General features: G+C 61.6%; 12 protein-coding genes. 11 read left to right on the top strand and 1 reads right to left on the bottom strand.

Going from position 1 to position 14,008, the window contains the following annotated elements:
- The 8 genes from CKW11_RS08700 (at position 1) to CKW11_RS08740 (ending at position 7,183) form a co-directional block, all read left to right on the top strand.
- Positions 1-186: a Trm112 family protein gene (locus CKW11_RS08700; protein WP_003174668.1), complete on the top strand. Its 186-nt coding sequence runs from the start codon at positions 1-3 to the stop codon at positions 184-186.
- Positions 183-947: a 3-deoxy-manno-octulosonate cytidylyltransferase gene (kdsB, locus tag CKW11_RS08705; protein ID WP_095137195.1), complete on the top strand. Its 765-nt coding sequence runs from the start codon at positions 183-185 to the stop codon at positions 945-947. The genes CKW11_RS08700 and kdsB overlap by 4 nt, the downstream gene beginning before the upstream one ends.
- Positions 947-1,411, top strand: a complete 465-nt coding sequence (locus tag CKW11_RS08710) for a low molecular weight protein-tyrosine-phosphatase (protein WP_016986041.1) — start codon at positions 947-949, stop codon at positions 1,409-1,411. Before kdsB ends, CKW11_RS08710 begins: the two co-directional genes overlap by 1 nt.
- Entirely contained in the window at positions 1,408-2,427 is a 1,020-nt protein-coding gene (gene murB / locus CKW11_RS08715; protein ID WP_095137196.1) for a UDP-N-acetylmuramate dehydrogenase, read from the top strand. The genes CKW11_RS08710 and murB overlap by 4 nt, the downstream gene beginning before the upstream one ends.
- A gap of 394 nt (positions 2,428-2,821) precedes the next feature.
- Positions 2,822-3,292: a (2Fe-2S)-binding protein gene (locus CKW11_RS08725; RefSeq protein WP_095137197.1), complete on the top strand. Its 471-nt coding sequence runs from the start codon at positions 2,822-2,824 to the stop codon at positions 3,290-3,292.
- Complete coding sequence (locus CKW11_RS08730) at positions 3,289-5,610, top strand: xanthine dehydrogenase family protein molybdopterin-binding subunit (RefSeq protein WP_095137198.1); 2,322 nt, start codon at positions 3,289-3,291, stop codon at positions 5,608-5,610. Before CKW11_RS08725 ends, CKW11_RS08730 begins: the two co-directional genes overlap by 4 nt.
- Entirely contained in the window at positions 5,610-6,590 is a 981-nt protein-coding gene (locus CKW11_RS08735; RefSeq protein WP_095137199.1) for an XdhC family protein, read from the top strand. Before CKW11_RS08730 ends, CKW11_RS08735 begins: the two co-directional genes overlap by 1 nt.
- The gene (locus CKW11_RS08740) at positions 6,587-7,183 is read left to right on the top strand and encodes a nucleotidyltransferase family protein (RefSeq protein WP_095137200.1); all 597 of its coding nucleotides are present in this window, start codon (positions 6,587-6,589) and stop codon (positions 7,181-7,183) included. Before CKW11_RS08735 ends, CKW11_RS08740 begins: the two co-directional genes overlap by 4 nt.
- 189 nt (positions 7,184-7,372) lie before the next feature.
- On the opposite strand, the gene rne is transcribed toward CKW11_RS08740, so the two are convergent.
- Positions 7,373-10,612 (bottom strand): ribonuclease E, encoded by a 3,240-nt coding sequence (gene rne, locus CKW11_RS08745; RefSeq protein ID WP_095137201.1) that lies wholly within the window; start codon positions 10,610-10,612, stop codon positions 7,373-7,375.
- 699 nt (positions 10,613-11,311) lie between these two features.
- Here rne and rluC point away from each other — a divergent pair.
- Genes rluC through sppA form a run of 3 tightly spaced genes read left to right on the top strand, consistent with a single transcriptional unit; the run spans position 11,312 to position 13,937 of the window.
- Positions 11,312-12,274: a 23S rRNA pseudouridine(955/2504/2580) synthase RluC gene (gene rluC, locus CKW11_RS08750; protein ID WP_007950779.1), complete on the top strand. Its 963-nt coding sequence runs from the start codon at positions 11,312-11,314 to the stop codon at positions 12,272-12,274.
- Positions 12,261-12,923 (top strand): HAD-IA family hydrolase, encoded by a 663-nt coding sequence (locus tag CKW11_RS08755; protein WP_095137202.1) that lies wholly within the window; start codon positions 12,261-12,263, stop codon positions 12,921-12,923. Before rluC ends, CKW11_RS08755 begins: the two co-directional genes overlap by 14 nt.
- A 24-nt stretch (positions 12,924-12,947) precedes the next feature.
- Positions 12,948-13,937 (top strand): signal peptide peptidase SppA, encoded by a 990-nt coding sequence (gene sppA, locus CKW11_RS08760; protein WP_095137203.1) that lies wholly within the window; start codon positions 12,948-12,950, stop codon positions 13,935-13,937.
- The last annotated feature ends 71 nt before the right edge of the window (positions 13,938-14,008 follow it).

The following is a 14,008-nucleotide window of genomic DNA, read 5'->3' on the forward strand; positions in this document are numbered from 1 at the left end:
ATGGACACCAAATTGCTCGATATCCTCGCGTGCCCGATCTGCAAAGGCCCGCTCAAGCTCAGCGCCGACAAGACCGAACTGATCAGCAAGGGTGCCGGTCTGGCCTATCCGATTCGCGACGGTATCCCGGTGATGCTCGAAAGCGAAGCGCGCACCCTGACCACTGACGAGCGTCTGGATAAATGACCACTGCTTTCACCGTTGTCATTCCGTCGCGTTACGCCTCGACCCGCCTGCCGGGCAAACCGCTGCTGGATATCGCCGGCAAGCCGATGATCCAGCATGTCTGGGAACAGGCGAGCAAAAGCAGCGCCAGCCGTGTGGTGGTGGCAACTGACGATGCGCGCATCGTCGAGGCCTGCAAGGCGTTCGGCGCGGAAGTGGTGCTGACCCGTGAAGACCACAATTCCGGCACCGATCGTCTGGCTGAGGTCGCCGCCAAACTGGGCCTTGCGCCGGACGCGATCGTGGTCAATGTGCAGGGTGACGAGCCGTTGATCCCGCCGAGCGTAATCGATCAGGTCGCGGCCAATCTCGCGGCCCACACCGAAGCGCGTATGGCCACCCTGGCCGAGCCGATCGAAGATGTGGAGACCCTGTTCAACCCGAACGTGGTCAAGGTCGTCAGCGACCTCAACGGTTTGGCGCTGACCTTCAGCCGCGCAACCCTGCCATGGGCGCGTGACGCCTTCGCCAAGAGCCGCGAGCAGTTGCCGGAGGGCGTGCCGTATCGTCGCCACATCGGCATTTATGCCTACCGCGCCGGGTTCCTCCAGGACTTCGTGAGCTGGGGCCCGTGCTGGCTGGAAAACACTGAATCCCTCGAACAACTGCGTGCCTTGTGGCATGGCGTGCGGATTCATGTCGCCGATGCGTTGATCGCGCCGCCGACCGGGGTCGACACCGTTGAAGACCTCGAGCGCGTTCGTCGCCTGCTGGGGGCCTGATGCGCGTTCTGTTCGTGTGCCTGGGCAACATCTGCCGTTCGCCGACCGCTGAAGGTGTGTTGCGCCACAAATTGCGCGAAGCGGGGCTGGCGGATCAGGTCGAAGTGGCCTCCGCCGGCACTGGTGACTGGCATGTCGGCAATCCGCCGGACAAGCGCAGCCAGGCTGCAGCCAAAGTGCGTGGTTATGACCTGTCGGCGCAACGCGCGCAGCAGGTCAGCCGCGCCGATTTCGCCAGTTACGACCTGATTCTGGCCATGGACAACAGCAACCTGCGCAACCTCAAGGCCTTGCAACCGTCCACCGGCAAGGCCGAGCTGGACCTGTTCCTGCGCCGTTATGCCGGGGTTGTCGATGAAGTGCCGGATCCGTACTACGACGGCGATCAGGGCTTCGAACAGGTGCTGGACCTGATCGAGGCGGCGTGTGACCAACTGTTGATCGAAGTGAAGGGCCGGTTATGAGTTTGCAGCTTCAATCACAGGTTTCGCTGAAACCGTTCAACAGTTTCGGCGTCGACGTTCGCGCGCAGTTGTTCGCCGAGGCCCACAGCGACGCCGACGTGCGCGAAGCGCTGGCCTATGCGACTGCCCATGACCTGCCGTTGCTGGTGATCGGCGGCGGCAGCAACCTGCTGCTGACCGCAGACATCCCGGCACTGGTGCTGCGCATGGCGACCCGAGGCATTCGGTTGATCAGCGACGACGGCAACCGCGTGGTGATCGAGGCTGAAGCCGGCGAGCCGTGGCACCCGTTCGTGCTGCACACGCTGGCGCAGGGTTTTTCCGGTCTGGAAAACCTCAGCCTGATTCCCGGCACCGTGGGTGCAGCGCCGATGCAGAACATCGGCGCCTACGGGGTCGAGATCAAGGATGTGTTCGCCGGGCTGACCGCGCTGGATCGCCAGACCGGCGAGCTGCGCGACTTCAGCCTGGAAGAATGCAACTTCGCCTACCGCGACAGCCTGTTCAAGCAGCAGTCGGGGCGTTGGCTGATCCTGCGGGTGCGCTTCAAGCTTGATCGGGTCGCCCATCTGCATCTGGAGTACGGCCCGGTGCGTCAGCGCCTGACCGAGCAAGGCATTGACCACCCGACGCCTAGCGACGTCAGCCGCGCGATCTGCAGTATTCGCAGCGAAAAACTGCCGGATCCGGCGGTGCTCGGCAATGCCGGCAGTTTCTTCAAGAATCCGCTGGTGTCGGCCGCGCTGGTCGAGCAGATCAAGGCGCAACACCCGGATCTGGTGGCGTATGCGCAAGCGGACGGGCAGATGAAACTGGCCGCCGGCTGGCTGATCGAGCGCGCTGGCTGGAAAGGTTTCCGCGAGGCCGATGCCGGCGTGCATAAATTGCAGGCGCTGGTGCTGGTCAACTACGGCACCGCGACCGGTCTGCAGTTACTCGATCTGGCGCAACGCATCCAGAAAGATATTGCCGAACGTTTCAATGTCGAGCTGGAAATGGAGCCGAACCGCTATTGAGGCTACGCTTCAGGTCGGTATCCAAAGCCCTGCACTGATAAAAAGTGCAGGGCTTTTTTGTTAACGGTGGGTTAACTTAGCCAGCTAACGATAACCGTCATTTGCTCCACCAAAGGCCCGGTGCAGACGTTCGCGTCGGCACAAGAGAGCCTGTGCCAACCACATATCAGTCAGCGATGACCCTGTGGCGAGGGAGCTTGCTCCCGCTGGGGCGCGTAGCGGCCCCGCTTTCAAGAAGGGCCTGCTCCGCAGTCCAGCGGGAGCAAGCTCCCTCGCCACAGGTTCAGTGTTCGGCTTCACTGATGTGTATTGGCCCATTAGCCTGAGTCGATCTGCGTGAACCACCGCCAGTTCTGCTCGACCCCATAACCACTAAAAATATGCGGGCGTGCCCATGATTACCCTGAAACTAAACGGTCAAGACCATTCCCTCGATGTCACGGAAGACATGCCGCTGTTGTGGGCTATTCGTGATGTCGCCGGTTATAACGGCACCAAATTCGGCTGCGGCATGGGCCTGTGCGGTGCCTGCACCATTCATATCGACGGCCTGCCGGCGCGCAGTTGCATCACGCCGATCGGCTCGGTGGTCGGGCAAAACGTCAGCACCATCGACAATCTGCACGCCGATCCGGTCGGGCAAGTGGTGCAGCAAGCCTGGCTCGACAGCGCTGTGGCGCAGTGCGGTTTCTGTCAGGGCGGGCAGATCATGTCTGCCACGGCGTTGCTAAAAACCAATCCGAACCCGAGCGACGAACAGATTGAAGAGGCCATGGTCGGCAACATTTGCCGTTGCGGCACCTACAACCGGATCAAGACTGCGATCCGTCAGGCCTCCACTCACCTGAAGGAGGCCAAGGCATGAGCCGCTTGCCGAATGATTTCGCCCTGAGCAATCTCAGCCGTCGCGGTTTTCTCAAAGGTGTTGGCGCGACTGGCGCGTTGGTACTGGCCGCGAGTTGGGGCTGGCAGGATGCACTGGCTGAAGATGCGCCAAAGAAGTTCGGCGCTGATGGCATGCCCAACGGATGGATTGACGATCCCAAGGTTTACGTCAGCATTGCCGCAGACGGCACCGTCACCGTTGTCTGCAACCGCTCGGAAATGGGCCAGGGTGTGCGCACCAGCCTGACCATGGTGGTTGCCGATGAACTGGACGCCGATTGGGCCAAGGTCAAAGTCGTGCAGGCGCCGGGTGACGAGGTACGTTTCGGCAACCAGGACACTGACGGTTCGCGCAGCATGCGTCACTGGTATGAACCGATGCGCCGTTGCGGCGCGGCGGCCCGGACCATGCTGGAGCAAGCCGCCGCCGCGCAGTGGCAGGTGCCGGTGGGCGAGTGCCATGCGCAGTTGCACAAAGTCATTCACAAACCATCCGGTCGCGAGCTGGGTTACGGTGAACTTGCCGCTGCCGCCAGTGCGCTGACAGTGCCGGCGCGTGACAGCCTGCGCCTCAAGCAACCGTCGGAGTTTCGCTACATCGGCAAGGAAGGCACCAAAGCCATCGACGGTGCCGACATCGTCAACGGGCGCGCGGTGTACGGCGCCGACGTGCATTTCGACGGCATGCTCTACGCCACCATCGCCCGTCCGGCGGTGTACGGCGGCAAGGTCAAGTCGCTGGATAACAGCGCCGCGCTGAAGGTTCCGGGTGTGCTGAAGGTCATGCAGATCGAGAGCCGTCCGCTGCCTTCGGAATTCCAGCCACTGGGCGGCGTGGCGGTGATTGCCAGCAATACCTGGGCGGCGATCAAGGGCCGCGAGGCGTTGAAGATCGAGTGGGACGACGGCCCCAACGCCAGTTATGACTCGATCGCTTACCGCAAGGAACTGGAAGCAGCGGCGCGCAAACCCGGCAAAGTGGTGCGCAACACTGGCGATATCGACAAAGCCCTGAGCGGCGCAGCGAGCAGTCTCGAAGCCTCTTATTATTTGCCGCATCTGGCGCAGGCACCGATGGAGCCGATGGTCGCCATCGCTCGCTACGACAAAGGTGTGTGTGAAGCGTGGGCGCCGAGTCAGGCGCCGCAGGTAACTCGCGAACGCATCGCCGAGCGCCTCGGGCTGCCGTTCGACAATGTCACCTTCAACGTCACGCTGCTCGGTGGCGGTTTCGGCCGCAAGTCGAAGCCGGATTTCGTTGTCGAAGCGGCGATCCTTGCCAAGGAGTTCCCCGGTAAAGCCGTGCGGGTGCAATGGACCCGCGAAGATGACATCCACAACTCGTATTTCCATACGGTGTCCGCCGAGTATTTGAAAGCTGCTGTCGGCAAGGACGGTATGCCGTCCGGCTGGCTGCATCGCACGGTGGCGCCGAGCATCACTGCGCTGTTCGCTCCGGGCATGAATCATGAAGCGGCGTTCGAACTGGGCATGGGCTTTACCAACATGGCTTACGCGATTCCCAACGTGCGCCTGGAAAACCCCGAAGCCACGGTGCACACCCGGGTCGGCTGGTATCGCTCGGTGTCGAACATTCCTCACGGTTTTGCGATTCAGAGTTTCGTCGATGAATTGGCGCACAAGGCCGGCGTCGATCCGCTCCAATATCAGATCAAGTTGCTCGGCGCGGATCGCCAGATCGACCCGCGCACCTTGAGTGAGGAGTGGAACTATGGCGAATCCCCCGAGCGCTACCCGATCGACACCGGACGCATGCGCACCGTGCTGGAAACCGCGGCCAAGGCTGCCGGTTGGGGACGCCAATTGCCGAAAGGGCGCGGCCTCGGCCTGGCGGTGCATTACAGCTTCGTCACCTATGTGGCGGCGGTGATCGAAGTCGAGGTCAAGGACGACGGCACGCTGATCGTGCACAAGGCTGACATCGCCGTCGATTGCGGGCCGCAGATCAACCCTGAGCGCATCCGCTCGCAGTTCGAAGGCGCCTGTGTCATGGGCCTGGGCAACGCGGTGCTGGGTGAAATCAGCTTCAAGGACGGTAAGGTCCAGCAGGACAACTTCCATATGTACGAAGTGGCGCGCATGTCGCTGGCGCCGAAGGAAGTTGCCGTGCATCTGGTGACGCCGCCGGGTGACGTGCCGTTGGGCGGAGTCGGTGAGCCGGGCGTGCCGCCAATTGCGCCGGCACTGTGCAATGCGATCTTCGCCGCCACCGGCCAGCGCATCCGTAACTTGCCGGTGCGTTATCAGTTGCAGGGCTGGCAGAAGGCGCAGGCGTAATGGACAGCGCCGATCTCAACGTCCTGCGCAGCGTGCTCGAATGGCGCCGCGCCGGGCAGCGGGTGGTGCTGTTCAGTGTGGTGCAGACCTGGGGCACCGCGCCCCGGGCACCCGGCGCGATGTTGGCGTTACGTGAGGACGGCGTGGTGATCGGTTCGGTGTCGGGCGGCTGTGTCGAGGATGACTTGATCGCCCGTTTGCACGACGGGCGCATCGCCAGCGACGGCCCGCCGGTGCAACTGATTACCTACGGCGTGACCCGGGAAGAAGCCGCACGGTTCGGCTTGCCGTGCGGTGGCACGTTACGCCTGACCGAAGAACGAGTCGCTGATCCGGCGTGGGTCGCCGAATTGCTCGCGCGATGTGAAGCGCACGAGATTGTTGCCCGCGAGTTGAACATCGAAACCGGTGAAGTTTTGTTATCGGCGGCGAGCAAATCCGATGTGCTGGCATTCGATGGCAAGACCTTGCGCGCCATTTATGGCCCACGCTGGCGGCTGCTGTTGATCGGCGCCGGACAACTGTCACGCTACGTGGCGGACATGGCCCGGTTGCTGGATTTCGAAGTGCTGATCTGCGATCCGCGCACCGAGTTCGTCTACGGTTGGGAAGAGCATCACGGTCGCTTTGTCCCGGGCATGCCGGATGACGCAGTGCTGAGCATTCAAACGGATGAGCGCACGGCTATCGTCGCGCTGACCCACGATCCCCGCCTGGATGATATGGCGTTGCTCACTGCGCTCGATTCGCCGGCCTTTTATGTCGGTGCACTCGGTTCGCGGGTCAACAGCCAGAAGCGCCGGGACAATCTGGCTCAGCTAGGCTTGTCAGAGGCAGCCATTGCGCGATTGCACGGGCCGATCGGTCTGCACATTGGCAGTCATTCGCCAGCGGAGATTGCTCTGTCGTTGTTGGCGGAAATCGTCGCGATCAAGAACGGCGTCGAGTTGAAACAGAAGAAAGTTGTGGAGGCGCCATGAGTCGATCCATCGCAGTGATTGTGCTGGCAGCGGGTGAGGGCAGCCGCTTTCGTCAGGTTGCCGGTGCCGACAAGGACAAGCTGCTGGCCGATTGCACCGGGCGTGATGGCGCGGTGCGCTCGGTGATCGAGCAGGTGTTGCTGAATCTGCCGGCCGACTTGGACAAGCGGGTGCTGGTCACCACAGAAGCGCGGCCGCAGGCGATGCGCATGGCGCAGGCTTATGGCTGTGACGTGGTCTCGATTGAATCGACCGGGATGGGTGACAGCATTGCGGCGGGCGTTGCGGCTTGTCCGGATGCAGACGGCTGGTTGATTGTGCTGGGGGATATGCCGTTTATTTTGCCGTCGAGTATTGAGCGGGTGGTGGCGGCGATGGCCGACGACGCTGTGAGCGTACCGGTGCAGGACGGCGAATTTGGGCATCCGGTGGGGTTCGGGCGTTCGTTCGGGCCGGGGTTGCAGGCGTTGAGTGGTGATCGCGGCGCCAGGCCTTTGTTCAAGCAGGGGCGGGTGGTGGAAGTGGTGGTGAATGATCCCGGGGTATTGTGGGATATCGATGTGCCCGATTCTCTTGTATTCCCCCAATCCTGAGCCCTGCATAAATCCTCTGTAGGAGTGAGCCTGCTCGCGATAGCGGTGGGTCAGTGTCATTTGTGGTAGCTGATACCCCGCTATCGCGAGCAGGCTCACTCCTACAAGGGATCGGGGTGGTGCTTGAACTGGAGGCATGAAAAAGCCCCGCCTGATTGCTCAGGCGGGGCTTTTTATTGGCTTTCGGAATCAGACGAGCGGTTTAGGCTCGTGCTGTTTTTCCTCGGCCGCCTGGTGATGCTCGACCGCGTCCTGAACGGAGCGTGGTGCTTCGGCGATCACCGATTCAACCACGGCCTCTTCAGTCACGGCAGCAACTTCGACCACTTCAGCCGTCGGAGCAGCAGCGGCAGCCAGTTCGGCTTCCTTCTGCAGGCGCTCGGCTTCACGCTTGCGGCGACGCACTTCACGTGGGTCGTTTGGCGCACGGCCGTTTGGCGTCAGGGCGCTGACCGGAGCGGCTTCAACCACTGGAGCAGGGGCTTCAGCAACGACTGGCGCTTCGACCACCGGTGCTTCAACGACAGGCGCTGGAGCAGGTTCGCTCACTTCAACCACTGGCTCGGCAGTCTTGGCTTCTTCAACCACTGGGGCCGCAACGACTGGCGCTGGCGTTTCAGCGACGGCAGGCTCGGCAACCCAGTTGAACGCGGTCTGTTCTTCGCGAACTTCACGCACGGTTTCGGTCACGGTTTCAGCGACGGTTTCAGCAGCCGGCTCTGCGGCCACAACTGGCGCTTCAATGGCAGGTTCTGCAGCGGCTTCAACCTGAGGCAGAGTTTCTTGAACCGGTGCCACTTCGACTTCCGGAGCAGCAACCACTTCCACTGGGGTAGTGGCCTCAACAACCGGCGCTTCCACTGGAGCGGTTTCCTGAACAGCGGCGGTGGCGCGTTCGGCTTGCTCGTGAGCCTGTGCTTCGGCCGGAGCGCTGATCACGCTGCTGGCAACAGCGGCAGTGACGGCCAGGCCGGCAGCCAGATCGGCAGCGCTTGGTGCTGGTTCAGCGTTTTCGCCGGACTCGGACTCTTCCGAACCTTCGATCACGTTGCCGTTGGCATCACGCTGACGCTCGCGACGGTTGCTGCGACGACGCTGACCACGGGAGCGACGACGTGGACGATCGCCTTCGGCGTTGTCCTGACCGTCTTCCGGCAGTTGCTCTTCGTTGCTGTTCACTTCTTCTTCGGCGACGGCAGCAGCGGCCTGCTCGGCACGCGGTTGACGCTCTTCACGCGGCGGACGCGGTGCGCGCTCTTCGCGTGGCTGACGGGCTGGACGCTCTTCTGCGACCACAGCGGCAGCGGCAGCTGCTACGGGTGCAGTGGGAGCGGCGTCCAGTGGCTCGCGCAGTTCACGAACACGCTCTTCGCGCTCGCCACGTGGCTTGCGGTCTTCACGTGGCGCACGTGGTGCACGTTCTTCACGCGGAGCGCGTGGTGCGCGTTCTTCGCGGGCGGCTGGCGCTTCGCTGCGGGCTTCACGCGGCTCGCGAACTTCACGGGCTTCACGTGGCTGACGCTCTTCACGCGGTTCGCGTGGGGCGCGTTCTTCACGCGGTGCACGTTCTTCGCGCGGCTTGCGCTCTTCATCGCGGCGACCGTTACGGTTGCGGCTCTGCTGACGACCGTTGCGACGCTCTTCGTTGCGGGCCGGACGCTCGGTAGCCGGTTTTTCAACGACGACCGGAGCGGCTGGCTCTTCTTTGGTGGCGAACAGGCTGACCAGCGACTTCACCAGGCCCTTGAACAGGCTTGGCTCTGGCGCGGCAACCGGAGCCGGTGCAGCAGCGGCAGGCGCGGCGACTTCGGTCGGCACCGGCGCATTGGCACGGGCCGGCGCAGTCTTGACCGCAGCTTCCTGGCGAACCAGGGTGCGGGTCGCAGCGGCTGGCTGGACTTCTTCGACTTCGGCAGCGGCAGCAGCGATTTCGTAGCTGGACTGGTTGGTCGCAGCTTCCGGGCTGTCATCACGCAGGCGCTGAACTTCGAAGTGCGGGGTTTCCAGGTGATCGTTCGGCAGAATGACGATACGGGCACGGGTGCGCAGTTCGATCTTGGTGATCGAGTTGCGTTTTTCGTTGAGCAGGAACGCGGCGACCGGGATCGGCACCTGAGCGCGCACTTCGGCAGTGCGGTCTTTCAGGGCTTCTTCTTCGATCAGGCGCAGGATTGCCAGCGACAGCGATTCGACGTCGCGGATGATGCCGGTGCCGTTGCAGCGTGGGCAGACGATGCCGCTGCTTTCGCCCAGCGACGGACGCAGGCGCTGCCGGGACATTTCCAGCAGGCCGAAGCGCGAAATGCGGCCGATCTGCACGCGAGCGCGGTCGGCTTCCAGGCATTCGCGGACTTTCTCTTCCACGGCGCGCTGGTTCTTGGCAGGGGTCATGTCGATGAAGTCGATGACGATCAGGCCGCCGATGTCGCGCAGGCGCAACTGACGGGCGATTTCTTCGGCGGCTTCAAGGTTGGTCTGCAGCGCGGTTTCTTCGATATCGCTGCCTTTGGTGGCGCGCGCCGAGTTGATGTCGATGGACACCAGGGCTTCGGTCGGATCGATGACGATGGAGCCGCCGGAAGGCAGTTCGACGACGCGCTGGAAAGCGGTCTCGATCTGGCTTTCGATCTGGAAACGGTTGAACAGCGGCACGCTGTCTTCGTACAACTTGATCTTGCTGGCGTACTGCGGCATCACCTGGCGGATGAAGGTCAGGGCTTCGTCCTGGGCTTCAACGCTGTCGATCAGCACTTCGCCGATGTCCTGGCGCAGGTAATCGCGGATGGCGCGGATGATCACGTTGCTTTCCTGATAGATCAGGAATGGCGCGGAGCGATCCAGCGAGGCTTCTTTGATGGCGGTCCACAGTTGCAGCAGGTAGTCGAGGTCCCACTGCATTTCTTCGCTGCTGCGGCCCAGGCCGGCAGTGCGCACGATCAGACCCATGTCGGCGGGTGCAACCAGGCCGTTCAGCGCTTCACGCAGTTCGTTGCGCTCTTCGCCTTCGATGCGACGGGAGATACCGCCGGCACGCGGGTTGTTCGGCATCAGTACGAGGTAACGACCGGCCAGGCTGATGAAGGTGGTCAGGGCAGCGCCCTTGTTGCCACGTTCTTCTTTTTCGACCTGAACGATGACTTCCTGGCCTTCGCTCAGGACGTCCTTGATGTTGACGCGGCCTTCAGGGGCTTTCTTGAAGTATTCGCGGGAGATTTCTTTGAGGGGCAGGAAGCCGTGGCGCTCAGAGCCGAAATCGACAAAGGCAGCCTCAAGGCTTGGTTCGATGCGAGTGATACGGCCTTTGTAGATGTTGGCCTTCTTCTGCTCGCGTGCACCGGATTCGATGTCCAGGTCGTAGAGGCGTTGGCCATCTACCAGTGCAACACGCAACTCTTCGGGTTGAGTTGCGTTAATCAGCATTCTTTTCATGTAGTACCGTCGGTTTCCGGGCTGCCGGAAACGGCGTTCGGCACACACGACTTCTCACGGTCGGTGTCAGGTGCGTCGGGATTGGTTGGCCATTCCCGTGTCCAGCGATGTCAGGCCAATTGGGCCGATATCGCGACGTACGCGTCCTGCTTGCTGTGGCTACTTAAGCACTCAGTCAGGAGGAGGAATCAACCAGCGGCTGTGGACGAGATGAAGCGTCTTGATAAAGCCTATTGCTACACAGTCCGGCGGTTGTGCATCTCCACCCTACACGTATCCCTGATAATTCGGGTGCTGCCGCGCGCAGAATCCGCAGCGGGTTGGCATTTACCGTGAGCTCCGAAAGGGGAGGTCACGCATCATGGCTAATTCAGGCGATGTTTCCGAAGCCTTCGCTCGGGGTCATCTGCAGCTGACTGCACTTTGTGAACTGGCCTCGAATATTTGCCTGTCAGGCGAGTGAAAACTCTGCTCGACGGTGTAATTCAGGCCTCATGTCACCTGCGCTTGTTACAACTGCAAACTCCACCGTTACGTAGCGAAAGCCCCGTAGGACGGCCTCGCGTCCTGGTGAATTGCGTTGGTCAGGGCCGGTTTTTGACCGTGGTTCCGCTGTCCAGGCCGCTTTTGGCGGCGTTCGCGACTATAGCAGCAATGATTAAGTGCTTCAATTCCATAAAAATTGTTATCATCCGCGGCATGACAACTACTGCCCCTTCGACTCCAGGCGTTCAACTGCTTGAAGTCTCGCCGGAGTATGCCGGCCAACGAATCGACAATTTCCTGCTAGCCCGGCTCAAAGGCGTGCCCAAGACCTTGATTTACCGCATTTTGCGTAAGGGCGAAGTGCGCGTGAACAAGGGTCGGATCAAGCCCGAATACAAGCTGCAGGCCGGCGATATCGTGCGCGTGCCGCCGGTTCGTGTGCCTGAGCGCGACGAACCGGTGCCTCTGGCCCAGGGCCTGTTGCAGCGTCTGGAAGCCTCGATCGTCTACGAAGACAAAGCCCTGATCGTGATCAACAAGCCCGCCGGCATTGCGGTTCACGGTGGCAGTGGCTTGAATTACGGCGTGATCGAAGCCTTTCGTCAGTTGCGTCCCGACGCCAAGGAGCTGGAGCTGGTTCACCGTCTCGACCGTGACACCTCCGGCCTGCTGATGATCGCCAAGAAGCGCAGCATGTTGCGGCACTTGCACGCCGCCTTGCGCGGTGACGGTGTCGACAAGCGTTACATGGCTCTGGTGCGCGGCAATTGGGCGACCTCGATCAAGCAAGTCCGTGCGGCGCTGGGCAAGAGCAATCTGCGCTCCGGCGAGCGCATGGTCGAGGTCGACGAGGAGGAGGGCAAGGAGTCGGTGACCGTGTTCAAGGTCCTGCGCCGCTTTGGCGACTTTGCCACCCTGATCGAAGCCAAGCCGATCACCGGCCGTACGCACCAGATCCGCGTCCACACGTTGCACGCCGGGCACTGCATTGCCGGTGACACCAAGTACGGCGATGACGGTTTCAGCAAGGAAATCCGTGATCTGGGCGGCAAGCGCCTGTTCCTGCACGCCTACATGCTGACCGTGCCGCTGCCCGATGGCGGTGAGCTCAAGTTGCAAGCGCCAGTGGATGAAATGTGGGCCAAGACCGTGGAGCGATTGAGTGCGCCCATCTGATTACAAACTGCTGATTTTCGATTGGGACGGCACCCTCGCCGATTCCATTGGTCGGATTGTCGAGGCGATGCATTCTGCGTCCGCGCGTTCCGGTTTCGAGTTGCGCGATGATTTTGCCGTCAAGGGCATCATCGGCTTGGGCTTGCCCGAGGCGATCCGCACCTTGTACCCGGACATCAGCGATGCCGAGATGACCTTGTTTCGCGAGTATTACGCCGATCACTACATTGCGGCAGAAGCCGTGCCTTCGCCGTTGTTCGAAGGCGTAGTCGAGTCGATGGCGTCGTTTCGCGAGCAGGGCTACCACCTGGCGGTCGCGACCGGCAAGAATCGTCGTGGACTGGATCGGGTGCTCAAGGCCAATGGCTGGGAAGATTATTTCGATATCACCCGTGCCGCCGACGAGACCGCGAGCAAGCCGCATCCGCTGATGCTCGAGCAGATTCTCGACCATTGCGGCGTGCGGCCCGAGCAGGCGCTGATGGTCGGTGATTCGTCCTTCGATCTGCTGATGGCGCGTAATGCGGGCATGGCGTCGGTGGCAGTCAGTTATGGCGCGCAGTCGATCGAGTCGCTGCAGCAGTTCGAGCCGCGTCTGTCGATTGATCGTTTTAGTGAATTGCACGCCTGGCTTGGGCAGCAGGCTTAATACGTTTTTGCTGGGGTATCGCGCATGACCGACGAATGGAAAGCACCGGCCAAGGCAAGTGCCGACGACGGTGACGAGAAAAGCTGGAAGCTGCTGGAAAAGACGTTGCTGGCCAGTGTGCAGGAGCAGCGTCGCTCACGGCGCTGGGGGATTTTCTTCAAGCTGCTGACGTTTGTTTATCTGTTTGTTGCGCTGATCCTGTTCACGCCGCTGATGGACATGGAAAAGAGCGCCACCCGTGGGCCGAACTACACCGCGCTGATCGACGTCACCGGCATGATTGCCGACAAGGAGCCTGCGAGTGCTGACAACATTGTCGGCAGCCTGCGTGCGGCCTTCGAGGACAAAAAGGTCAAGGGCGTGATCCTGCGGATCAACAGTCCTGGCGGCAGTCCGGTGCAGTCGGGTTATGTGTATGACGAGATCAAGCGTCTGCGCGGCCTGCACCCGGATATCAAGGTGTACGCGGTGATTTCCGATCTCGGTGCGTCCGGTGCCTATTACATCGCCAGTGCGGCGGATCAGATCTATGCCGACAAGGCCAGTCTGGTCGGCTCCATCGGTGTAACGGCCGCCGGTTACGGTTTTGTCGGCACCATGGACAAGCTGGGCGTCGAGCGTCGCACTTATACCTCGGGCGAGCACAAGTCGTTTCTGGATCCGTTCCAGCCGCAGAAACCTGACGAGACTGCGTTCTGGCAGACCGTGCTGGATACCACGCACAAGCAGTTCATCAATAGCGTCAAGCAGGGTCGTGGCGATCGCCTGAAGGACAAGGAACATCCGGAGTTGTTTTCCGGACTGGTCTGGTCGGGCGAGCAGGCGCTGCCGTTGGGCTTGATCGATGGTCTGGGTAATGCCAGTTCGGTGGCGCGGGATGTGATCGGCGAGAAAGAGCTGGTGGATTTCACCGTGCAGGAATCGCCGTTCGATCGCTTCTCGAAAAAGCTCGGTGCCAGCGTGGCTGAGCAGTTGGCGATGTGGATGGGTTTCCACGGGCCATCGTTGCGCTGATTCGTTGTAAAGATCAAAAGATCGCAGCCTGCGGCAGCTCCTACAGAGATCGATGTAGGAGCTGCCGCAGG

The organism is Pseudomonas sp. Irchel s3a10 (assembly GCF_900187525.1).
Classification (GTDB): domain Bacteria; phylum Pseudomonadota; class Gammaproteobacteria; order Pseudomonadales; family Pseudomonadaceae; genus Aquipseudomonas; species Aquipseudomonas koreensis_G.